At 38.6% G+C, this 21,558-nt stretch carries 15 protein-coding genes; 6 read left to right on the forward strand and 9 right to left on the reverse strand.

Going from position 1 to position 21,558, the window contains the following annotated elements; all coding sequences use genetic code 11:
* Positions 1 to 180: 180 nt before the first annotated feature.
* From OZ002_RS08475 to OZ002_RS08500, 6 genes are all read right to left on the reverse strand, one after another.
* A complete protein-coding gene (locus OZ002_RS08475) occupies positions 181 to 2,286 on the reverse strand; it encodes a cell division site-positioning protein MapZ family protein (protein WP_156249081.1) in 2,106 nt (701 codons plus the stop codon).
* A gap of 219 nt (positions 2,287 to 2,505) precedes the next feature.
* Entirely contained in the window at positions 2,506 to 3,615 is a 1,110-nt protein-coding gene (gene rpoD, locus OZ002_RS08480; RefSeq protein WP_002289498.1) for an RNA polymerase sigma factor RpoD, read from the reverse strand.
* A gap of 23 nt (positions 3,616 to 3,638) precedes the next feature.
* Positions 3,639 to 5,480, reverse strand: coding sequence for a DNA primase (dnaG, locus tag OZ002_RS08485; protein ID WP_049142371.1), 1,842 nt, complete (start codon positions 5,478 to 5,480; stop codon positions 3,639 to 3,641).
* Positions 5,481 to 5,661: 181 nt separating this feature from the next.
* Positions 5,662 to 7,977, reverse strand: a complete 2,316-nt coding sequence (locus tag OZ002_RS08490; protein ID WP_325083119.1) for a cation-translocating P-type ATPase — start codon at positions 7,975 to 7,977, stop codon at positions 5,662 to 5,664.
* Positions 7,978 to 8,161: 184 nt separating this feature from the next.
* A complete protein-coding gene (locus OZ002_RS08495; protein WP_002298152.1) occupies positions 8,162 to 9,022 on the reverse strand; it encodes a DUF368 domain-containing protein in 861 nt (286 codons plus the stop codon).
* Positions 9,023 to 9,080: 58 nt separating this feature from the next.
* Positions 9,081 to 9,713, reverse strand: coding sequence for a lysozyme family protein (locus OZ002_RS08500; protein WP_002289460.1), 633 nt, complete (start codon positions 9,711 to 9,713; stop codon positions 9,081 to 9,083).
* Between the two features lie 166 nt (positions 9,714 to 9,879).
* Between OZ002_RS08500 and OZ002_RS08505 the strand changes: the two genes are divergently transcribed.
* Both OZ002_RS08505 and mprF read left to right on the forward strand, forming a co-directional pair.
* Entirely contained in the window at positions 9,880 to 10,641 is a 762-nt protein-coding gene (locus OZ002_RS08505) for an alpha/beta fold hydrolase (protein WP_002289461.1), read from the forward strand.
* 25 nt (positions 10,642 to 10,666) lie between these two features.
* Entirely contained in the window at positions 10,667 to 13,258 is a 2,592-nt protein-coding gene (gene mprF, locus OZ002_RS08510; RefSeq protein WP_002324644.1) for a bifunctional lysylphosphatidylglycerol flippase/synthetase MprF, read from the forward strand.
* A gap of 187 nt (positions 13,259 to 13,445) precedes the next feature.
* Here mprF and tuf read toward each other — a convergent pair whose 3' ends face one another.
* On the reverse strand, positions 13,446 to 14,633 hold the full coding sequence (gene tuf, locus OZ002_RS08515; RefSeq protein ID WP_002289463.1) for an elongation factor Tu: 1,188 nt from the start codon (positions 14,631 to 14,633) through the stop codon (positions 13,446 to 13,448).
* A gap of 367 nt (positions 14,634 to 15,000) precedes the next feature.
* On the opposite strand from tuf, the gene OZ002_RS08520 reads away from it, so the two are divergent.
* Positions 15,001 to 15,357: a YxeA family protein gene (locus tag OZ002_RS08520; RefSeq protein ID WP_002323408.1), complete on the forward strand. Its 357-nt coding sequence runs from the start codon at positions 15,001 to 15,003 to the stop codon at positions 15,355 to 15,357.
* 240 nt (positions 15,358 to 15,597) lie between these two features.
* Here OZ002_RS08520 and OZ002_RS08525 read toward each other — a convergent pair whose 3' ends face one another.
* Complete coding sequence (locus OZ002_RS08525; RefSeq protein ID WP_156249045.1) at positions 15,598 to 16,602, reverse strand: nucleoid-associated protein; 1,005 nt, start codon at positions 16,600 to 16,602, stop codon at positions 15,598 to 15,600.
* Positions 16,603 to 16,767: 165 nt separating this feature from the next.
* On the opposite strand from OZ002_RS08525, the gene OZ002_RS08530 reads away from it, so the two are divergent.
* From OZ002_RS08530 to OZ002_RS08540, 3 genes are all read left to right on the forward strand, one after another.
* Positions 16,768 to 17,619: an aldo/keto reductase gene (locus OZ002_RS08530; RefSeq protein WP_002319269.1), complete on the forward strand. Its 852-nt coding sequence runs from the start codon at positions 16,768 to 16,770 to the stop codon at positions 17,617 to 17,619.
* A gap of 16 nt (positions 17,620 to 17,635) precedes the next feature.
* Complete coding sequence (locus tag OZ002_RS08535) at positions 17,636 to 17,881, forward strand: hypothetical protein (RefSeq protein WP_002289275.1); 246 nt, start codon at positions 17,636 to 17,638, stop codon at positions 17,879 to 17,881.
* A gap of 186 nt (positions 17,882 to 18,067) precedes the next feature.
* The gene (locus tag OZ002_RS08540; protein ID WP_002289272.1) at positions 18,068 to 18,772 is read left to right on the forward strand and encodes a hypothetical protein; all 705 of its coding nucleotides are present in this window, start codon (positions 18,068 to 18,070) and stop codon (positions 18,770 to 18,772) included.
* Positions 18,773 to 19,101: 329 nt separating this feature from the next.
* Here the strand turns inward: OZ002_RS08540 and OZ002_RS08545 are convergent, their stop codons facing one another.
* On the reverse strand, positions 19,102 to 21,543 hold the full coding sequence (locus OZ002_RS08545; RefSeq protein WP_125179106.1) for a hydroxymethylglutaryl-CoA reductase, degradative: 2,442 nt from the start codon (positions 21,541 to 21,543) through the stop codon (positions 19,102 to 19,104).
* Between the last annotated feature and the right edge of the window lie 15 nt (positions 21,544 to 21,558).

Raw genomic sequence — 21,558 nt, forward strand, 5'->3', positions numbered from 1 at the left:
CTCTAATACTCAGAATAAAATGCTGATTTTACAATCTCTTTCTTAAACGGTGTTCTCTTGCCAACTCTGACTCACAATTCACAATAGTCAGTCATAAACTATGAGAAGCTGATTTTTGAAATTGTTCCTTGTGACTCAGAATTAAACGGCAGGCTCACAGCCTCTTTCATTTGCCTAAAATTAATTGCTCCCATTTCCTCCGAACCATCCAGTTTTACAGTTGATGGTTACGATGTAAAATGGCAAAGCACTTTCTCCAATGCCTTTCATCAATGCAGATTTTGTTGAAGTGGCATATAGATTGTAATAGCCTTCCCCATTTTCGATTCTGGCTTTTTCTAATCTGTATCCTCCTTCAACGATATATCCACGTTGGATACATGTAGCAATCACTTTGCTTTGGACACCTGGTGCCCACGTCCATGCTGGATTAGATGCATCGGCAATATCACTTGCTCTGGCAGATTTGATTGGCTGATTCGCTGAGTTTGAAGAGGAAGGGGTCGAGGATGCCGCTTCTTGCTGTGCTGCTTGTGCGACCGCAGCTTGTTGAGCGGCTTGAGCTGCAGCTGCTGCTTGAGCGGCTTGTTTTGCTTGTTCTTCAGCTGCTTTTTTCGCTTCTTCTGCTTTTTTCTTTTCCTCTTCTTCTTTTTTCTCTTTATCAGTGAGCATCTTATCTACTTGTTTCAATTGTTCATTCAACTGAGCAGATAGATCTGTATTTTTCACTTTTTCTACTGCTTCTTTTGCCGTCTTGTATTGGTCGCGTGTTGCTGAATCCACTACTTTTCCGTCTTTAAAGACTATAGCTGTTTTTTCTTTAGCTGTTTGCAATTCAGCATATTGATTTTTAGCTTCTGTTTGTGCTTGTTGAATCAATTTTCCAAAATCTGTGTTATCCGTTTCGATTGCTTGGATCTCTTTATCTGCTTTCAACTTGATGTCATCTGCTAGATGATCATCGACGATGGCAGGTGCTATGAACCACTCATTCACTTTTTGGATATCTCGGATCTTAGATTGGATATCTTGGTAAGTTGTTTCTAACTCTGAATATCCTTTTTCATTCTTAAGACTGGATAAATCATTTTTTAGTTTTGATAAATCTTGATGAATCATATCTGCACGAATAAATTGATGGTGATCATCTGTATAAAAGGCAGCAAGTTTCTCATGAAGTTCTTCCATTTGTTGCTGTCTTTTTGCTTCTGCTGCTACTTCGGCTTCTACTTTTTGATGATGGTCATAATAAGCCCAGCCTCCCCCACCTAGTAGAAGAACTGCTGCTAAAGCGAGATACGGCACTTTTTTTGATTTTTTCTTTTGTGTCTTATCTAAATCTTTTTTTTCTGGGTTTGATTCTTGAGGCGTTTTTTCAGTATTTGGCACGATTGTTATTGGTTCTGTTTCTGCTTCAATCAGCTCAGGCTGGTTCTCTTCTTTTTCTATTTTACCTTCAAGAGCAGTGCTATCTTCACTTGCAGATTGAGTTTCAGCATCGGCTTCATTATTTATTCCATCCGACTCTGTTGCCTTCTTGTCTGCTTTTTCGAGCATTTCTTTTTTATCTGCTTCCGGCAACCCATTCGATTTCTCGTCTTCTGATTGTTTTTCAGACAATGTTTCAGTTTTTTCCGGGATATCCGTTTTTAGATCATTCGTTTTTAATGATTCTTTACCTGCAGCGTTTACTCCACTAATGTCTTTTTCAGTGTCTTTTTCAGCTTCATGTTCTGGTTCTACTTTGTTTTCCTGTGCAATTTTTTCACTGATCATTTTGAGCAGCTCTTTCGCGTGCTCTTCTTTTGTATCTTCACGATGTGCTTTGATATAGGCGGATAGTATAGAATTTTCTTCCTCATTATCGACGATTTCTTTTAGTTCAGCTACTCTTCTTTTTTGTTTTGATTCAAGGGTTTCTTCTTGATTCTTTCCTGATGTTTCCGAAGTCTCATGAACAGTTGCTTTCTTCTGTTCCCTTTTTTCTTTATTGGCTACTTTATCGTGAGTAGATGATACATCGTCTTCTGGTTCTGCTTTTTCGAATAATTCCATTACAGATTCTAGAGGTAAATCTTTCAATTCCGACCATTCGATTGGATCGTTTAATTCTGTATCAGGAAAGACTGCATCTTCAGTTGATTTATCCTGCATAGCTGCATCTGTATTTGTTTCTTCAATTGATTCTTTTATTTGCTGATCTTCTGCAGTTAGTTGATGACCGCAGTCTGGACAGATAGTATTCTGCTCCATTTTTTTCGATCCGCAATTTGGACATTTTTTCATCACTTAGCGATCGGCTCCTTTACTAGGTTTACGCTACCATTTAATCTATCATATTCTATACGTCACGCCAATAGCTTATTTTTAGGATTTACTTAAAAATAATGAATGAATTTCCTTCCTATAGAAAAAAAAGCTTGAGACCGCGTAGTCCCAAGCTTTTTTTCTTTTAAAATAAACCAAACCATTTTACTGATTTCTCTTCTGGTCAATAGTTCATGCTTATTCTAAGAAGTCTTTTAATTGTTTTGAACGAGAAGGATGGCGTAATTTTCTCAACGCTTTAGCCTCGATCTGACGAATACGTTCCCGAGTAACACCAAATACTTTCCCTACTTCTTCCAATGTTCTCGTCCGGCCATCATCTAAACCAAAACGTAAGCGAAGGACATTTTCCTCCCGGTCAGTCAATGTATCTAGTACATCTTCCAATTGTTCTTTTAGTAACTCATAAGCTGCGTGTTCTGCTGGACTTGTTGCTTCCTGGTCTTCTATGAAATCACCTAAGTGAGAGTCATCTTCTTCACCGATTGGCGTTTCAAGTGAAACAGGTTCTTGCGCGATTTTCAAGATTTCTCGGACTTTTTCTGTTGGAAGATCCATTTCCGCACCGATTTCTTCTGGCGTAGGTTCTCTTCCAAGGTCTTGCAGCAATTGACGTTGGATACGTATCAATTTATTAATTGTTTCAACCATATGAACTGGAATACGGATCGTACGTGCTTGGTCAGCGATTGCTCGAGTGATGGCTTGACGAATCCACCATGTAGCATAGGTTGAAAACTTAAATCCTTTGCGGTAGTCAAATTTTTCAACTGCCTTCATCAGTCCCATGTTTCCTTCTTGGATCAAGTCAAGGAACTGCATGCCTCGTCCTACATAACGTTTAGCGATACTTACTACTAAACGAAGGTTTGCTTCTGCCAGACGCTGTTTCGCTTCTTGGTCGCCTTCTTCGATTTTCAATGCTAACGCTACTTCTTCTTCCGCAGTTAAAAGGGAGACACGGCCAATTTCTTTCAGATACATACGAACCGGGTCATTGATTTTTACACCGGTTGGCGCAGATAGATCTTCTGTTTTTGCTTGTTCAGCTTTTTTCTCAGCACTCTTCAAGCTGTGAATTGATGGATCACCATTTTCATCCACCACACTGATACCTGCGTCTTCAATCTTTTGGATCAATTTGTCCATTTCATCTGCATTCAAAGTGAATGGTGTAGCAAGCTGATTGGATAAATCATCATATACAACTTGTCGTTTGGGTTTGTTTTCTTTGATGAAAGCTGCTACTGCTGCTTCATACGTTTTTTTATCTGTTCCATTTGCCATAAAAGAAGGCCCCCCTTGAGTAGCTATTTGGCTTGTTTTAACTGTTTCGTTAAATTGATGATTTCAATCGTCAATTCAAGCTCAAGCTGTTTGTTTCCAGTACGTCTGGCTTCTTGCTGCATTTGTTTTTTTAATGTTATTTCATCAGCTAAGCCAGATTTGCTGATCACATCTAGCAAGTCTTGGATTTCTCGTGGCGAACTTTCTTCTGCCACCGGTAAATATTCGATCTCCACCACCAACCGCCTTAAATTTTCATCTTGCAAAAAGTCTAAAAACTCTGCAAGGTTGAATTCATAATGTTGTGAGACATATGCATCGAATAAAAAATAAACTTCTGCATATGCATCATGAATAAACTGAAATTCTCGTTCTTTTAAAGTATTACGGACAGAAACTTCTTTAAATGCACGATATAATAGAATCTGCTCTGCCTTTTCTACTTGCGTCAATGGTCTCTTTTTTCGTGCAGTTTCTTGTCTCGTAACCTGAGTGTGTTGACTTTCCTGAGGTTCTTGACGATTTTGCTGATTTGTCCTTCGAAGATCGCGCAGTTGTTTTTGTATCGTCTCTCTGCCGATCTGAAACTCTGTTGACAGTTGAGATAGATACATATCTTGTTCGATTGGTGAAACAACTCGACTAAGTTCAACTAGTAATTCTTCGAGGTATTCGATCTTGTCTTTTTCATTATCTAAATTTTTCCCTTGTTTTAAATAACGTGATTTAAAAGTAAAGACTGTTTCGCGCCCATGAGCCACTAATTCTTGGAAAGATGCTTCTCCATACTTACGCAGATATTCATCCGGGTCGAGTTTTTCTGGAACGACTACGACAGAAAGTGCTAAGCGACTGTTTTGCCGAAGCAATTCAATGCCTCGATTGGTTGCTTCAAAACCTGCGTTGTCTCCGTCATAGCAAAAGACCAATTCTTTCGTCAGCTTTTCCATTTGTTGGATCTGTTGAGCTGTTAGACTTGTCCCCATAGAAGCTAATCCAGTTTTGATACCAGCCTGCCATGCAGCAATCACATCCATAAACCCTTCGAACAACAAAATTTCTCCGTTTTTCCGGATATCGCTTCTTGCTTTATCAAGATTAAATAAAACTTGTCTTTTATTGAACAGTTCTGTTTCTGGACTATTCAAGTATTTGGGCTGATCTTTTTCCTGCCCTTTTTCAGGTGCAAGCCAGCGTCCTGAAAAACCGATCGTCTGGCCTTGAGAATTACGAAGTGGAAACATCACTCTTTGATAAAAACGATCAGACATACGGCCATCATCATGCGTGACAAACAATCCAGAGCGTTCTAACAATTCATTTGAAATTGATTCATTCTTGAATACTTGCTGAAGAAAAGAACGCTCATTAGGTGCAAAACCTATGTTGAATTCTTCAATTAATTCTAAAGACAACCCACGACTTTGCAAATATTCTAAAGCTGGCTGTCCAGCTTTTGTATGCAATAGCATGTGATGATAGATTTCCGCTGCTTTTTCATGAGCAGCAATCAGTTTCCCCGTAGCAGATTCAGGATTTTGGACAGCTATAGTACGCTGACGCCATTGATCTTCTAACGGTATCTGTTCGAAGTCTGCCACTTTTACCACTGCTTCTGGAAAACTTAGACCTTCTAGTTCTTGAAGAAAAGTAAACACGTTTCCGCCCTTACCACAACCAAAGCAATGAAAAATCTGCTTGTCTTCTGCAACAGAAAAAGACGGTGTACGTTCTTCATGAAAAGGACACAGCCCCAAGTAATTTTTACCAGACTTTTTCAACTGGACATATTGTCCAATCACCTCAACGATATTCGTTTGACTGCGTACTGTTTCGATAACCTCTCGAGGAATCCGTTGAGCCATTTTTTCACCCCCTGCTCTATTGATATCTTTTGGGTTTAACAGAAGATATTTCAGGAGAATAACCGGTAAAAAATCGCACTAACTGAAATCAGTGCGATTTTAAAGGACACAATTATACATGTTTGATTGTATCATATTTCATTGCTTTTTCAAGTATAACACATTTCTATCTCATTAAGCATCAATTTGCTACTCTTTTCAGTAACTGATTTTGAATATCAGCCTTACAGTACAATACTCGAAGAACAATATTTACGAGCATGAATACAAAGAAGTATCCTACGCTCTCTCCCAACCCTAAGTTTACTTCCAAAATTCCATGGAACAGCATTGCAGCTACATATATCCCTACGATCGTCGTTACTGCTAGGAAGATGCGCAATGGGTTGAAGGGATAACAAGCTTTTACAACTGCCATGCAACTGATCCCAATCAGCAAGTAATACATCAAAGTAGTAGTTTCAGCATTTCCCCATGCGAATGTTTTTCCAAGTAGATACACCGCAATGATATTCACTACTACAAGCAAGGCATTTGGTAAAGCATTAATAAGTGCTGTAGGCAAATAACGGTAAGTGATTTTTCTTTTATCTTGTTCAAAAGATAAAAAGAAGGAAGGATACCCTTCAATCGCTAAATCAATCAGCGTGATTTGGATAGGGATAAACGGAAATCCAATTGCTGTAACGGCACATATAATCGATAAAATAAATGAATAAATCGTTTTGATAAAAAAGATGCCTGAAACTTTCGTCACATTGTTGACCACTCGGCGTCCTTCAAACAGGACTTCTGGCAATGTAGTAAAATCAGAGTCCAACAATACCAGATTCGCAATCTGACGTGTTGCTCCATCACCTTCTGCCATAGCAATGCTGCAATCTGCTTCTCTTAACGCCAAAACATCATTCACACCGTCGCCTGTCATTGCAACCGTTCTGCCGCTTTCTTTCAATTCATTTACCAGCAATTTCTTTTGCTGAGGACTCACTCGTCCAAAAACCGTATAGCGATGAGCAGCTTCTCGCACTTCCATTTCTTCAGTAATTTGAGAAAGATCGACATACGCATCATAATTCGGTAATCCTGCACGTCTAGCGATATTGGAGACAGTAAAAGGATTGTCTCCAGAAATCACTTTCAGATCCACACCTTCCTCATGAAGATAAGCTAGTGTTTCTTGAGCGTTTTTTCGGATTGGATCATCGATTTCAAACAGAGCAACCGGCTCAACAAATGCTGGTTTTTCTTCGTTCAATTGCTGATTTGGAGCGATCCCCAACATAAGTACGCGATATCCATTCGCTTGGGCTGTTTTTAGACTGTCCGGAAGCCGATCTTCTTCCACCAAACGTTCAGGCGCTCCTACGTACACGACTCCCAGTTCTGGAAATTCCATCGCGCCCCATTTGCGATCAGAAGAAAATGCGACTTTGTTTGTCACATCATACCGATTAGAAAGCTCAAAATAATCTCTCATAGCCCGCATAGTGATGTTGTTATCACTGCTTTCTGCCAGATACGTCCCCATAATTTCTGGGATGGCTTTCTCGTACAGCGGATGTAGTGCTTCTACCCGCTGGATACTCATTTTTCCTTCAGTAATGGTCCCTGTTTTATCCAAGCATAATGTATCGACATGGGCCAGCGTTTCAATTGAATACATGTCTTGAACAAGGATTCGTTTTTTTGCCAGTTTGGTTACCCCTGTCGTTAATGCAATACTTATTAGCAATACCAAACCCTTTGGAAGCATGCCTAACAAAGCTGCTGCAGATGCAATAACAGAAATTTTGATAGAAGCATCGCGGATGAACAGTGCTTCCAAAAATAGTATGATCCCCAAAGGAATAATCACGAAACTAGTGAATTTGGATACTTTGCGAATCGAATCTACAAGTTCAGAACGAATAGCTTTGTGAGTCTTTGCCTCGCTAGTCAAGCGGACAGCATAATTATCTGCACCTACTCGGATAACTTCAGCCATGACAGAACCGCTTGTCAAAAAGCTTCCAGAAAGCAATTCAGCTCCAGTTTCTTTGACAATCAAATCAGATTCGCCTGTCAAAAGAGCTTCATTTGCTTCTGCCCGTCCAGATATAACCTGTAAATCGGCTGGTATCTGTTCTCCTGCTCCGATTTTTACCAAATCTCCTAATACCAGCTCTTTAGTAGAAATCGATTGTTCTTTACCGTCCCGGATTACTAGTACTTCTGATTGGGAAACAATCGATAATTTCCGTACAAGATTTCTTGCATGTATTTCTTGATAAATTCCAATAACGATATTGACGACAATAATTGCTAAATACGCCATGTTGGAATACGCACCTACAAATAACAGACAAATCCCAATACCAAAGTTCAGAAAATTGAATAACGTCAATATATTATCGCTGAATATTTGTTTTGTACTTTTTGATGCATCTTCCTGGTAGTCATTTTGCTGGCCAGAAGCCATTTTCTGAACTACCTCTTGCTGTGTAAGTCCATTCATTTTCTTTTTCTCCATTTTCCGCCAACTTTCAAAAATAATCACGTGTTTAAGTCTAGCGTGTTCCAAGATTAAAAACAACTTGTTTTTATAAAATTTATAGAAAAACACACGAATGATTTTACAAAAAAGATGCCAACCTTTTTGTTTGAATCACCCGTGTGCTGTTTTTATTATCAATCTATCTTTACTTATATTGTTCCTCCAAACGGCTCATCCACCAACCTAGTGCTGTACCGGCTATAAAAAGAACAGGACAAGCTAGTACCCCAGCAACTCCCAATCCCGCGTAATCGGTAGGAATGATCATAATCGTTGAAGCAAAAACTACACCTAAAATGAAATGGAATAGCTTGCTATATGCCTTTGAGAAAATGTAATCCATGATTTTTGACAATCCAAGAACACAAAGAATCCCACCAATTCCGATCGGCACAATCACTTCAAGTCGTACTTCTTTAAATCCGTCAGCCATCGCTTTATACAATCCCATATACACCAAAAAATTAGAAGGGCTCAATCCTGGGACGATCATACCCAAACCAATCAATCCGCCGGCAATCAGCCATGTTCCAAAATTCTGATCGACTTGCCCGTCAAATAATTGAGCGCCGTATAATAAAAACAAATAAGCCAGAACAAAAGTAACAACCATGATGATCACATCAGAAGTATCTCTTCCTTTTTTCCCTGCTTCTTTCCATAACGCAGGAACAGTTCCAGCGATACATCCGACAAAAAACCATAATATCGTTGTTTCATACGCACCTAATAAAAAACTGACTAAAAAAGAAAGTAGAAAGATGCCTGTCACTCCGCCTAGACCAACAGGCAGAAAAAACAAAACATTTTCTTTGAAATTTTTTGTAAGGTGGGCTAAAAAAGAAATCAGCCGCTCATACATGCCAAAGACAGCTGCTAATGCACCACCGCTGACTCCTGGCAAGATAAATCCTGAACCGATAAACATTCCCTTCACAAACCGTAACATCCAGTCTTTGGTTGTGTACCCCACTTTTTGATTTTCCATTTTTTGCCTTTTTTCCACTATTTGCGCACTCCTTCTTTCAACTAATTTTATTCATGATTGAACATTTCCTGCTATTTTACTTAAAGACTTTTTCATAGGTCTCTATTATTTTTTCATTCATTTTGACAATATCAGGATAAAACATGTTACCTCCATTATGATAGAGATAGCCGCCATTGTAAAGCAAGGACTGGATCCGCCAATATCGGTATTGTTTCCCTTCCTCATTTCCTAAAAGTGGGCTCAGCACATCTTTAGAATACGCTTCTGCTAATTCTACTGTGTTTTCTCCGCCATGATTTTTTACATAGGCAATATAATCTTTCCCAAAATTATATGCTTGGACAGCTGTCCATAAATCGCATCCTTGTTTCTTTGCTTCTACTATCATTTCCGCCAAATATTTGACACCTTGATCAATACTGTCAGCTGGATTATCAATGATCTCAGCTTCTCCATGCAGACTTTCCGAGCTCTGCATGAGATCTGTCCCTTTTCCTTTTGATTCGGTCAATATTATCGCCTTGATCAAATTCTCGTAGTTTTCCATATGATAATTTTTTGCAGCTGTTGTTATTTCTATTTGATAGCTTTCCACTCGTTTTACCGAACGATAAGTTCTTCCTCCTAAAAACAACACCGCACCAATAACAGTCAGAATGATCATGTAAAAAAGAATACGGATAATAGATAATCGTTTTCGCTTCATTTCATCACCTAGTTATTTTGACATCTTTTTTTATCTTACTATTTCTTTATCTTCTTGGCTATTTCTTCCTTGATTTCTGTGTACGCCTTAAGAAAAAATGAATTTTCCTGTATTTTTTGTCATCTTACGAAAATGATCGTTGTTTTTCAGTAAAAACAATTGCCCAATGACTGATATAATCGTTATACTTTACACAGTAGGTGATTATGTGAAAAAAGAAAAGAAATATGCAAAAATGCCAGATGGGAGCGAAATTTACTATGAAAAGAGCGGTCAAGGCTTCCCTCTCTTTTTACTGCATGGCAATGACGGCAGCGGCCGCTTTTTTTCAGAACAGGTCCCTGTACTCGAACGCTACTATACCGTGTATCTAGTAGATAGCCGAGGACATGGTCGTTCGACAAACGAAGCATCTATGTTGAATTTTCAGTTAATGGCCGAGGATCTGAATACGATCATGTTGCTGGAAAAAATCGATCAGGCAGATTTTCTTGGATTTAGTGATGGAGCAAATCTAGCACTGGTATTTGCCAGCAGCTTCCCTAAAAAAGTTCATCGATTGATTTTAAATTCTGGAAACACGCTTGTTAAAGGCGTTCGTTTTTCTGCCAGAGTCATCAGTAATATTCATTATGCATGGGTATGGTTACTCTCTTTATTTCGCCCAAGTCTTCGCAAAAATCTTTTAGTTATCAAACTTTTGCTGCATGACATCGGGCTTACAGAAAATGATTTAAAAAAAATCAACTCCCCCACTTTGATCATCGTGGGAAAAAAAGATGTAATCAAGCTAAAACATTCTTTGTATATAGCTAAAACTATACCAAAAGCTTCCTTTGTGCTTGTGAAAGAACAAGGACATGAATTAGCTAGAAAAGATCCTGAACGCTTCAATCGAGAAGTTCTTCAATTTCTTTCTGAAACATAACTATTAGGAATAGAAGGTGATTTATTTGTTAAAAAATACCATACAATGGCTGAAAAACCACCTAGGACTGTTCAAAACAATCTTTTTGATTTCTGTCATTGTTATTATTGTTGGTGAATTGATGTCCATCGGTAAAACTCTATCTATCCAGCAATTAGGAGAAACGTTTGCCACTATACCTGTCTGGAAAAGCGGACTAATGCTATTGATTGGTCTTATCTCTGTGTTACCTATGGTTGGTTATGATATTATTTTGAATCGGATGCTTGAACAAAAGCAGAATCCTCGTTACCTGTTTGAGACAAGCTGGCTGATCAATACGATCAACAATATTGCCGGTTTCGGCGGGTTTGTTAGTGTGGGGCTTCGCTCTGAACTATATGGACAAAAGAAAGAGAGCAGAAACGTGATCCAAGCATTATCGAAAGTTTTCTTGTTTTTGATGGCTGGACTTTCTATTTACAGTCTGCTTTCTTTTTTACTTGTAGTCTTCACGCCAGTTGCTCCTTTTTTGAAGCAATATTGGATATGGTTGATCGGCGGCGGTCTATATTTTCCTGTCGTCTTTTTATTTACTACTTTCAAAAAGAAAGGATTCCTTGGTGGTACCTCACTTAAAACTCAAGGACAGCTATTGCTAGTTTCATTGTTGGAATGGACCGGTGTCCTGTTTAGTTTCCTTTCTGTTGGTTATTTAATGGAAATCCGGATTGATCTGTGGCAAACAATTCCGTTATTCATTGCTGCTTCAGTGATAGGAATCGTGTCTATGATTCCAGGAGAAATTGGGAGTTTCGATGTAATGATGATTATCGGGTTGTCCGCTATTGGTGTGCCAAGAGAAATAGTCGTTGTGTGGATCTTGCTCTATCGCCTGTTCTACTACATCATTCCGTTTTTGATTGGAATCGTCTTTTTCTTCAAAAATATCGGTTCCACTTTTGATCAGCGTTATTCTGGTATCCCTAAACAATTAGCAACAGAAATTGCGCATAAAATCGTGGTTGTCTTATTATACTTTTCTGGAATCATGCTAGTACTTTCTGCCACTATCCCGCAAGCTTTTACAGAGTTTCGCTGGCTTCATAGTTTGAACCCATTGAAATTTCATTTTATTATCCAATTTCCTAGTATACTATTGGGATTTCTTTTAATCATTATGGGCAGAGGGATCGCAGCACGTGTGAAACGAGCATATTTGCCTACAATCTTCTTGATTGTTCTAGCTTTACTTTATGTTTTATTAAGTGATTTTAGTTTCACACCGGTGGTTTTCTTGTCTATTCTGCTTCTGATCATTCTTGCTTCTAAAAACGAATTATTTCGGGAACAATTGATCTATTCATGGGAGTGGCGTACGATCGATGGAATCATTATTGGTGCACTATCCTTGCTTTACATCGTTATTGGAGTATACAATCTGCCGGATTTCCCTCATCGGCGTCACCATTTTATTTCCTTTTTCTTATTTCCTTCTGAAAAGATTTGGTTTTCGGGATTGTTGGCCATCATCGCTGTTAGTTTCATGATCGTTCTATTTGTTCATTTCCTTCAAGGAGAAAAGAAACAGATTGGCGAAGCCTTTAATGAAGAAAAGGCCCTGAAGATCCTTACAACTTATGGGGGAAACTCCGATAGTCAATTGATCTTCTTAAAAGATAAGCGGATGTTTGCCTATGAAAAAGACGGTGAACCAACTGTTCTTCTCCAATTCGCTTGCTTCAATAATAAATGTATTGTAATGGGTGATCCTTCTGGTAAGAAAGAAGATTTTCCAGAAGCAATCGAAGCTTTTATCGAAGAAACAGATCGACTATGCTATTTACCAGTTTTCTACGAAACAAGCGAAGAGATTGTTATGATTTTGCATGAATTCGGCTACGATTTCATTAAGATGGGGGAAGAAGCTTATGTAGACCTGAATAGTTTTACAACTTCAGGGAAAAAAATGAAGGGCACTCGTGCTGTCTTGAATCGGATCGAACGAGAAGGATTTACATTTGATGTCTTACAACCACCATTTTCTACTGAGCAAATGAGTACTTTCAAAAATATCTCTGATAATTGGTTGGGTTCACGAAAGGAAAAAGGGTTTTCTTTAGGCTTTTTCTCTGAAGATTATCTACAAAGAGCGCCTATTGCAGTTGTCAAAAATACCCAAGAAGAAATTGTCGCTTTTGCAACGATCATGCCTACTTACACGAACAATAAAGTAGGAACGATTGATCTGATGCGATATGATCCTAAAAAAGCACCTTCTGGCAGTATGGATTTCTTGTTCTTGCATTTGTTTGCCTATATGAAAGAAGAACATATCCAATGGTTCAATTTAGGGATGGCCCCTCTTTCAAATGTCGGAACTTCCAGAAAGAGTTTTTTACAGGAAAGGATTGCATACTTGGTTTACGAGTTTGGTTCTCATTTTTATTCTTTCCATGGATTAAGAGAATATAAAAGCAAGTACGCTACAAACTGGGTCTCACGTTATACTCTATATTCTAGAGATAGTTGGATTGCATATGTTATGATTGCTTTGCTGATTATTGATAATGCGCCAGTTGAGCAGACACAAGGTAGAATAAGTGGTTTGAAAAAATGGATACGAAGAAAGTATTAAAAACTGCATACCGATAGATGAACACTCTCATGATGAATAAAAGAGACTGAAGTAAAACGAAAGTTCATGCTTCTACAATCTTTTCTTATACAATTGAAGAACAAAGAGCGGTCCAAACAGAAATCCTGTTTGGACCGCTCTTTTATTTTAAACATTTTTCATTACCAAAATATTCGAGTCGCGTTTCTTATGCTTCGATCTCTGTAACGATACCTGAACCTACTGTCCGTCCGCCTTCACGAATTGAGAATGTCGTTCCGTTTTCAACAGCGATTGGATGGATCAAGTCAACATCAATCGTCACGTTGTCACCAGGCATGACCATTTCTGTATCTTCTGGCAATGTGATTGTTCCTGTAACATCAGTTGTGCGGAAGTAGAATTGTGGACGATAGTTGTTGAAGAATGGAGTATGACGTCCACCTTCTTCTTTTGTCAACACGTACACTTCTGCTTTGAATTTTGTATGTGGAGTAATGGAACCTGGTTTAGCAAGTACTTGTCCACGTTCGATATCGTCACGTTGGATCCCCCGTAACAACACGCCTACGTTATCCCCAGCTTCCCCGTAATCTAACGTTTTACGGAACATTTCTACACCGGTTACAACTGCTTTTTGTGTTTCAGGTTTGATCCCTACGATCTCTACCTCATCACCGACACGAACAGCACCACGATCAATACGACCTGAGGCAACAGTTCCTCGGCCTGTAATTGAGAAGACGTCTTCTACTGGCAATAGTAATGGTTTATCTGTATCACGTTCTGGTGTTGGGATATATTCATCTACTGTATCCATCAATTCCATAATAGCAGCTTCAGCATCTGGATCGCCTTGCAATGCTTTTAATGCGGAACCTTTGATCACAGGAGTGTCATCGCCTGGGAAACCATATTCGCTCAATAACTCGCGAACTTCCATTTCTACCAAATCGATCAATTCTTCATCATCGACTAAATCAACTTTATTCAAGAAAACAATCAGGTATTTTACACCAACTTGGCGTGACAATAAAATGTGTTCACGTGTTTGAGGCATCGGACCGTCAGTTGCAGAAACAACTAAGATTGCACCATCCATTTGTGCTGCCCCTGTAATCATGTTTTTCACATAGTCCGCGTGTCCTGGTGCATCAATATGCGCGTAGTGGCGTTTTTCTGTTTCATATTCTACGTGTGCGGTATTGATCGTAATCCCACGTTCACGTTCTTCTGGAGCTGCATCAATACTAGCATAGTCTTGAGGATTTGCTAGGCCTTTTTTGCCTAATACTGTAGTGATCGCAGCAGTTAAAGTAGTTTTCCCATGGTCAACGTGTCCAATCGTACCAATGTTAACGTGTGGTTTACTTCTGTCATAATGTTCTTTTGCCATAATTTACAAACCTCCTAAATAATATAGATCACTGAAAAATTTCAGCTCTCACCTTTTTATTATAGTCTTTTTTTGACTAAATCAAAAAGAATACGTCCGACTTACTTTTTGTAAGATTCGAACTAAGCTTATTATACGTCAATATTGGTCAAAGTCAACTAAGAGCACTCGTCTGTCTTATACGCGAAAAAAGTACCTTTTATAAATAAAAAAATGTGTTTTTTGAGAAAAACTTCAAGATAATCCTTAACTTTCTTTTGAAGCAATAAGAACAAAATGAGGAAAAGTTTAAAATTCAGCTGTTGCCAACATCTTTCAATAGACGAAATCTTCTATTTCGTTAATAATAAGGAAAGAGGTGAAGTACATGAAAAAATTAATTGGCGTACTTGTCGTTTTAGGCATATTTCTCGGCGGAAGTTTTGCAGCTTATCATTATTTTTACGGCGGCGAAGCTTATTATACAAAAATCACGACGAATGGCGAAATGTCAGCTACCCAAGCAGATAGCGGAGAGAAATTCACGACTTATACCTACAAGCAAGCGGCTTATAATAAAGATGGTGAAAAAAAACAGGTGACGCTTCGCGAAGAAAGAGAACATCCATTAAAGATGAATGCGTATCTTAAACTCAAAGTCAATCCTCGTAAAGGTGTATTAAGCTGGGAAGAAATAAAGGCTTCTGAAGTGCCTAAAAATGCGGCAGAAAAAATCGATAATTAGTAAATGGTCTTAAAATTTTATTAGATAAAAAGAGGCTGGGACAGAAGCGTTTAACTCCAAGAAATAAGAAGGAGTTGCTTCTGCTTCCGCCGTTTATACGTGTTTAGAGCGTGAGACAAAAGTGTTCTTTACTTTTGTCTCACGCTCTTTTTTTGTTATATTCGTCTTTTCCAATCCTTCTCTTGACACAATTCATTTAACTGATCACTGGTACTTGAACACCTAATGTTCTAGTCATTTTTATAAACGATTCAATACTTCATCCACATTTTTGATCATCACGGATATCGTACCATCCGGATTATTCACAAATTCAATCAAATCTGGGTTGCGATATACATCTACTGGTACGATCAGTTCGATCCCGTTTGATAGCTTGAATTTTTGTTTTCCAAATTTTTTCTCAGAAATTTCTTGTACTTCTTTTACAGGAGGTGCTTCTGGGACAAATCCTTGCTCTTGTACTTCTTCTTTAAAAGCCATTTTTGCCGTGATGTTTTCCTTGAAGACTTTTTCCGCAATCATCTCATGATCCAACCGACCTTTTTCTTCTATCGTATCATAGACAGCTTCTTTCAAATCAGCCATGATATCAAATTCTTCTGTCTCAAATTTTTTTCCAAGATGCTTGGCTACTTTTTGGATCACTTTTACATTTTCTTCTAAAGAAGGTGCAGGAACACTTTCGATCACTCTTCCAGAAAAATAAAGCTCTTTTTTGCCAGAAAACTCATATTTTTTTTCAATTAATTCGTAGGTCCAATCAGTCAAATTCACAGCGAATGCTTCATCTGCTTTTTGTGTTTTCGCCCCTAGAATTGCTCGATTCAAAATCAAGCGGTTGTCGATCCCTGCTTCGTCTGCTTCAACAAAGTGAGTGTAAGCCTCACGATAATTGACTTTCAATAAAGATAAGTACATCACTGTATCTAATTCATACAAGACAACAAATACATCTGCACTAGGTGCTTCTTCACTTTCTTGGTAGATATCGAACCACCGCTGAACGATTGCTTCACTTGCTTCCACAAAATTTTCTTGAGCGATTTTAAGTGATTCAACGACCATGCTTTCTTCTGCTAGTTGTCCAGTTTTTGTTTGAGCAGAAGAGATTTTTTGTATCTTCTTTTGAAGAAAATCACGAATATATTCTTTTGTCAGATCTAGCTCTTTTTGTGAAAAGACTGGAGAACCAGTTTCTCTGTCAATAATATGCAGAATTGCTTTTTTTAAATAGATATCCATTTTCTCATTCCCTTCTGTCTTAGTTTACGGAAAAAAAATCAAAAATACCAGAATCAAAATCATTTTCTTTTAAACAAAAATTTCAAGAGTAGAAACAAAATGGATTCTTTTTTTCGAAAAATGCGCTACACTTATAGTTGAACGAATAAAAAAGGAGCTGAAAGTATGAATTCATTAACAAGCACTTATCGTCTATCAAATGGTTACGAAATCCCGGTAGTAGGATTCGGCACATGGCAAACACCTGATGGGGATGTCGCTGTTTCCTCTGTTAAAGAAGCGCTGGCTGCAGGTTATCGCCATATCGATACTGCCCAAGGATACAAGAATGAAGAAAGTGTCGGCCAAGCGATTAAGGAAAGTGGAATTCCTAGAGAAGAGATATTCTTGACAACAAAATTATGGAATGCAAACCACAGCTATGAACTTGTGATGTCTTCTTTTGAAGAATCATTGAAGAAGCTCCAAACAGATTATTTAGATCTGTTTTTGATCCACTGGCCAAACCCTGTTGCTTTTCGTGATAATTGGGAACAAGCAAATGCAGATACATGGCGAGCATTTGAAGAACTGTATGAAGCAGGTAAAATCAAAGCAATCGGTGTGAGCAATTTCTTACCCCACCATCTAGATACACTAGCAAAAACAGCAAAAATTATGCCGATGGTCAATCAAGTTTTCCTTGCACCAGGCGAATTACAGCCAACTGTAGTTGAGTATGCAAAAAAACATGATATGATCCTCGAAGCATATAGTCCATTAGGCACTGGTAAAATCTTCGATGTGCCTGAAATGAAACAAATCGCTGAAGCACATGACAAGACGATTGCACAAGTTGCTTTGCGTTGGTCGCTGCAACACGAATTCCTTCCTCTTCCTAAGTCAGTGACACCAAGCAGAATCAAAGAAAATACTGAATTATTTGATTTTGAATTAACAGAAGAAGAAATGAAACAAATCGATCAGTTAGATGGTGTAGTCGGCAAAGCAAAAGACCCAGATACTACCCAATTTTAAGTCGAAAGGTGATTTTATGGATCCAATCGAACGCTTGAATTCTCTCTCGGAAGAAGTTACCCAGACTTTTCATTCCGATTTTGTCTTTTTGATCGATGCAGAGAAAATCCAACATTTTCCTGCAAGAAACTGGACACATGATCAAATCATCGAAGAACTGAAAAAACGGTTCGATCATTCGCTAATGGTCAAACCCTGGCACGAACATGAAGTCATTTATTCACCTGAACTACCTGTTTTTGCCTTGATACCGAAAAAATAGAAAGAATGGAACGGATTATGTATATATACATAATCCGTTCCATTTTTTATTTTTCTTTCAAAAAACGGGAAAATACGCAAATTTTTCTGTTGTAATTTGCGTATACGCAAGTTTTTTTGCATTATTCCTTTTCATTTGGCTGTTTTTTTCTTATAATCGAAAGGGTATGAGCGAAGGAGAGAACATATGAAGAAAAAACAGAAACAAAAATTATTAAATCAATTCCGTCCTTCATTGGATGGTGTAAGAGGACAATTATTCCGTTCTCTAGAAGAAGAGAGCTTGCGACGTTATGGTTTGCCGTTACAAGTCATGCTTGATCCCAAAAACCGTCAAATCTTAACGATCGGATTAGCTGGGAAAACAAATGAAGATACACGGATCAACGTGCCAATCGATGACAACTTCAATACTGTATTAAAGAGAATTCGTTCAGGAGAAAACGGGATTTTCGAACGATTCCGTGACAATCTTCTTATTGAAATCGTGTCTTACTGGAATGATCAACGATTGAAAAACGATGAACCAACTGCGCAAGCTGTTGCGACACCAGTTACAGAAGAAACAGTCAGTGTGCCAGAAGAAAAAACGGAAAAACCAAAAGCGGACACAACTGAAAATACACGCTCAACTGATACGAATGCCGCTTTAAGTTTTGCTGATTTTTCAAAAGCCGTTGCTGAGTATCCTAAATTTTACACAGAACAAAATGAACATGAAGTAGTTATTAATGAAAAAAATGCTGATGAACCTCGTAAATTAGCAACTATTTCTATGACTACTGAAAATGAGTTCGTTATCGAAAAAGCACTCGAACGGAAATACAAAGTCAAATTGACTTTGATTCCTTTGATCGAACAATTTGCAGCGACAGCGATTACTGATCGATAAAAATTCTATTTGTCATAAAAGGCTGGGATTTAAAATCCCAGCCTTTTTAGTCATATAATAATTTCTACAGCAAGTAAAAAGAAATTCCTTCTAACATCAGGCTCAAATATCAGCTTGACCTGTCCAACAAATCACCTATGATCCTACAATGTTAGGCGACTTCTCTTCTACCTGAAGATATCTTGGAGTTGCCTGATTTCTTAAGATGCCTAACCTTAACTATAAAAAATTCTAATAATAAACATATTTTCTGATAGAGAAAAAAGAAAGATCTGCAGTAAATAAAATAACTGTAAATCTTGCTTTATTCTTCTAAAAATATTGCTTTTTTATTTTTCCCGGATTTTTTCCAATATTTGTATAGCTGTCTGCTGGTTCATCTTTTCTGCTTCACGTAATTTTTTCGCAACTTGCTCGATTTCCTCACCAATAGCCCCAATTGAGATCGCTAATGAACGAGCTTGAAGTCCCATGTGGCCTTTTTGGATTCCTTCTGTAACTAATGCACGCAAAGCAGCCAGGTTTTGAGCTAACCCTACTGCAGCAATTACTTGTGCTAGTTCCTTGGCTGAATCAATATCTAACATAGCTAAAGATGCTTTTGCTTTTGGCAGGATATTGGAAGCTCCGCCTACTGTGGCAACAGCCAAAGGCACCGTTAGTTTTCCAACTAGTTTATCCCCTTTGATCTGCCAGTCTGTTAATCCTTGGTATAATCCATTTCTTGCCGCGTAGGCGTGGATCGAAGCGCTAACCGCACGTGTATCATTTCCTGTAGCTGCCACTACAGCTTCTATACCATTCATGATCCCTTTGTTGTGCGTTGCTGCACGGTAAGGGTCAAGCTTCGCATATTCCCCTGCCTGTTGGATTTTTTTGGCAATTTGTTCACCGATTTCTTTGTTTCTCCCTAAGCGTTCGAATGGGATTTCACAACAGGCAGAAGCCAATGATTCTGTAGCAAAATTACTTAAAATACTGAATAGAATCTCTTCTTCAGGGAACCACTCCCGTAACTTGTTTGCCACACTCTCAAGAATCGAGTTGATCATGTTAGCGCCCATTGCATCTTTTACATCCACTAAAAAATCAATAGATAAGTATGCATGGAAACTCCCCATGAATTCCCGAGTAGAGATATCTTGAACACCGCCCCCGCGTTTCACGATTGAAGGATAACTTTCATTTGCACAAAGAATCAGCTCTTCTTTTCGATGATTAACTGCATTGATCACTGCTTGATACTCCGATTTTCCTGATAGAACGATTTGCCCTCGCATCAGCCGCTGAGGTGTTTCTGCGCAGATATTTCCACAGATTTTTGCACCATTACTTGCAGCTGCAATGACAGATGGTTCCTCTGTTGCCATCGGAATCCATTTTTTCTTGCCATTGATTTGAAAATTCTGCGCGATGCCCATTGGGATTTCCACTTCACTCACTTGGTTTTCGATCATGTGATCGGAGAGCTCTTCAGAAAGTGTTTGTTCCTGAAAAATCAACGCAGTTTCTTGTGTCAATACATTTTTTTCTATTAATTGACTGCGCCGTTCAGATGGCGTAAGCTGATAAAACTTTTTTTTTTGCACATCCTTATGTGTTTGCTCCATATTCGCTTCTAACAAGACTGCCAAGCCTAAACCTCCACCAATACATAATGAAGCAATACCGTATCTCTTCTGTTCACGAAGCAATCCGTAAGCTAATGTAGTCAAGATACGTGCACCGCTTGCACCAATTGGATGGCCTAATGCGATTGCTCCTCCATATATATTGACCTTTTCTTCATCTAACTGCAGTTCTTGGCTAACTACGATAGAAGAAGCTGCAAATGCTTCATTGATCTCAAAAAGATCGATTGTTGATAAATTCATTCCTGATCTATCTGTCAATTTTTGAATGGCTTTGATTGGAGCGATTCCCATGATACTTGGGTCAATACCGACCTCCGCTACTTCTTTGATGGTTGCTAAATAAGGCAGATTATTATTTTCTGCGTATTCTTTGGATGCAAGGATCACCACAGAGGCACCGTCATTCAACGGGGAAGCATTTCCTGCTGTTACAGTTCCTTCTTCTGAGAATACTGTACGTAACGTGCCCAGTTTTTCCAATGTACTATTTCCACGAACTGCTTCATCCTCAGATAACACGTCTTCATCAGAAATCTTGACTGGGATGATTTCCTCAGAAAATACACCGACTTCGACAGCATGTGCTGCTTTCAACTGGGACGACAAGGCATAGCGATCCTGCTCTTCTCTGCTCACAGAAAATTGTGTTGCAACCTTCTCTGCGGTTAATCCCATATGTGCATTTGAAAATGCGTCAGTCAATCCGTCGTTGACCATACTGGAAATTGGTTCACCATATTCATTTGTTTCTGACTGATACGGTTTCAGCATAGGTGCTTGAGACATACTCTCTGTTCCGCCGGCTATCACAAGTTCTGCTTCACCTAATTGGATCAGCTGGCGTGCTAAGATCACTGCTTTCATACCAGATCCGCAAACTTCATTGATCGTCATTGCTGGGACATCTACAGGGAGACCGCTGTTCAAAGCAATCTGTCTGGCAACATTTTGACCATTACCAGCTTGCAGGACATTTCCAAATATTACTTGATCGATTTTATCTTTTTTCAGTTTTGTTTTATCTAATAATCCTTTAGTCACAAGTGTGCCTAATTCAACTGCAGTAAATGGACTTAAACTTCCGCGATACTTTCCTATCGGCGTTCTTGCAGCATCTATCATAACGACTTCTTTCAAGTAAGCCACCTCCTA

Origin of the sequence: Enterococcus sp. E4-150 (genome assembly GCF_035726465.1) — a bacterium.
Classification (GTDB): domain Bacteria; phylum Bacillota; class Bacilli; order Lactobacillales; family Enterococcaceae; genus Enterococcus_B; species Enterococcus_B faecium.

Bases quoted from the DNA above. Each gene is read 5' to 3' on its own strand.
- OZ002_RS08475 (WP_156249081.1), bottom strand. From the start codon at position 2,286: ATGAAAAAATGTCCAAATTGCGGATCGAAAAAAATGGAGCAGAATACT.
- rpoD (WP_002289498.1), bottom strand. From the start codon at position 3,615: ATGGCAAATGGAACAGATAAAAAAACGTATGAAGCAGCAGTAGCAGCT.
- dnaG (WP_049142371.1), bottom strand. From the start codon at position 5,480: ATGGCTCAACGGATTCCTCGAGAGGTTATCGAAACAGTACGCAGTCAA.
- OZ002_RS08490 (WP_325083119.1), bottom strand. From the start codon at position 7,977: ATGAATGGACTTACACAGCAAGAGGTAGTTCAGAAAATGGCTTCTGGC.
- OZ002_RS08500 (WP_002289460.1), bottom strand. From the start codon at position 9,713: ATGAAGCGAAAACGATTATCTATTATCCGTATTCTTTTTTACATGATC.
- OZ002_RS08505 (WP_002289461.1), top strand. From the start codon at position 9,880: ATGACTGATATAATCGTTATACTTTACACAGTAGGTGATTATGTGAAA.
- tuf (WP_002289463.1), bottom strand. From the start codon at position 14,633: ATGGCAAAAGAACATTATGACAGAAGTAAACCACACGTTAACATTGGT.
- OZ002_RS08520 (WP_002323408.1), top strand. From the start codon at position 15,001: ATGAAAAAATTAATTGGCGTACTTGTCGTTTTAGGCATATTTCTCGGC.
- OZ002_RS08525 (WP_156249045.1), bottom strand. From the start codon at position 16,602: ATGGATATCTATTTAAAAAAAGCAATTCTGCATATTATTGACAGAGAA.
- OZ002_RS08530 (WP_002319269.1), top strand. From the start codon at position 16,768: ATGAATTCATTAACAAGCACTTATCGTCTATCAAATGGTTACGAAATC.
- OZ002_RS08535 (WP_002289275.1), top strand. From the start codon at position 17,636: ATGGATCCAATCGAACGCTTGAATTCTCTCTCGGAAGAAGTTACCCAG.
- OZ002_RS08540 (WP_002289272.1), top strand. From the start codon at position 18,068: ATGAAGAAAAAACAGAAACAAAAATTATTAAATCAATTCCGTCCTTCA.